Origin of the sequence: Streptomyces sp. (genome assembly GCF_031178505.1) — a bacterium.
Taxonomy (GTDB): domain Bacteria; phylum Actinomycetota; class Actinomycetes; order Streptomycetales; family Streptomycetaceae; genus Streptomyces; species Streptomyces gulbargensis.
Genome location: NZ_JAPSIW010001055.1, coordinates 1 through 1,577, shown reverse-complemented (window position 1 = coordinate 1,577; position 1,577 = coordinate 1). Strand labels below are relative to the sequence as shown.

General features: G+C 68.7%; 3 protein-coding genes. All 3 read right to left on the bottom strand.

Features of this window, described 5'->3' with window-relative positions:
* The coding region (locus RIF68_RS36190; RefSeq protein WP_309055920.1) for a DUF6177 family protein at positions 1–511 on the bottom strand (511 nt) is incomplete at its 3' end.
* A complete protein-coding gene (locus RIF68_RS36185; RefSeq protein ID WP_309055918.1) occupies positions 508–927 on the bottom strand; it encodes a hypothetical protein in 420 nt (139 codons plus the stop codon). The genes RIF68_RS36190 and RIF68_RS36185, both read right to left, overlap by 4 nt.
* A partial coding sequence (locus tag RIF68_RS36180) for an FtsK/SpoIIIE domain-containing protein (RefSeq protein WP_309055916.1) occupies positions 917–1,577 on the bottom strand: 661 nt, incomplete at its 5' end. The genes RIF68_RS36185 and RIF68_RS36180, both read right to left, overlap by 11 nt.

Sequence of the window (1,577 nt, the reverse complement as noted above, 5' to 3'; positions counted from 1 at the left end):
CGTAGCAGTGGGCCGTGACCGCCGCGGTGTCCCACGGTTCGCTGACCGGTTCGGCCCTGCCCCATCCCACGGGCGGGTGGCCGGTGAGTTCGGTGAAAAGCTGCCCGGTGAAATCGCCGATGCGGGTGCCCAGGCTCGCCGGGTGCGTGATCTCTGCCCGGAGGTGGAGCAGGCCACCGGGCGTCCGCGGGGTCAGCAGGAAGTCCTCGGCGAGTTCGTCGAGCGGTTCGAATACGTCACCGTTCCAGGTGTGGACACGGCCGGTGAAGCCGTCGAAGAACGTGCCGTCCGCGCTGGTGGCCAGCCACTGGCAGCCGGGCTCCGAGAGCAGCATGCTCAACGGCAGGCTGACCGCGGCGGTCCCCGGTGTGAGTACGGCGAAGCGCCGTCCGTCTTCCTGTGCCGCTGCGTGCGACTTGGCAATCCAGGGCGAGAGGTAGGTGACGGATTTGTCCTGGAAAACGACCCCCGTGGCGGCACTGCTGAAGTCGAAGGCGGAGGCATGGCTCACGGCTGCACCATCCCGGGAACGACGACGGCGCCCTCGCACCGGCGGGCGAGGGCATGGCAGAGGCGGTCGGCCCTGGCTGCCGCTTCGGGGAGTCCGCTGCGGACGTGGACGTCCTGCCACCACAGCTGTTCTGCGGAGGGATCCCCGGAACCTGGAGCGAAGACGGCCGGCACGCGGACGCCGGGCACCGCGGAGACCTCCGCGCCGGCGAGCAGCCGCTGGACCTCCTGCGGAACGCGGACCAGGCGCGGCAGCTCGAGCACCAGCTCGACTTCGCCGTCGTCGGTGAAGAGTTCCAGCAGGGAGTTCTCCGCGGTTTCCCTGACATTGAGCTCCGGCACGGTGGCGACCATGGCCTCGACCACGGTGCGCTGGTCCGGTTCCCGCAGGCTGATGACCGTCCAGTCACTGCTCATCGGCATTGGCCTCCGTTGCATTGTAGTAGAGCTGGATGGTGTTCACGGGCTTGCCCGACTGCACCAATTGCGCCCGGCCCGGCGGCAGCGCCCGCGCCCGGATGCCGTTGAGCAGCGCGCCCTCGCCGCGGTCGCCCGACATCAGGATGCCGGTGCTGCCTGAATCGCGCAGCGACATGAAGAAGGCCTCGTACATGCCGCGGCTGGCACCGCGCACCCGGCGCGAGAGAACCGCGTGCAGGCCGATCTCCGGTCCCAGCGGCAGGTAGGGCGTCAGCCGGCTCAAGGGGGAGGAGCCGCCCGCCGTGAGGATGTCATAGTCGTCGATGATGAGCACGACGCGCGGAGGATTCCCGGCGTCGTTGTTCCCAGCCGTGTTCCCGTTGTTTCCATTGACGCGTTTGTCCAGTTCCGACGCCACGGCTCCGGCCAGCTGCTCGGCCAGCGCGGGACTGGTGGCATAGCCGCCCAGATACTCTTCGGGCACCTCGTCTGCCAGGCCGCGGCGGGGGTCGAAGACCGCGAAGACGAGGTTTTCCGGCGTGTGCTGTTCGGCCAGTCGCCGGATCACTGAACGCATGACATTGGTCTTGCCGGCGCCGTCGTCGCCAAGGACCACCAGATGCCGGTCCTTGACATGCATGTCCAGA

Excerpts from the sequence above, each read along its gene's own strand:
- RIF68_RS36185 (WP_309055918.1), bottom strand. The coding sequence starts at position 927 with ATGAGCAGTGACTGGACGGTCATCAGCCTGCGGGAACCGGACCAGCGC.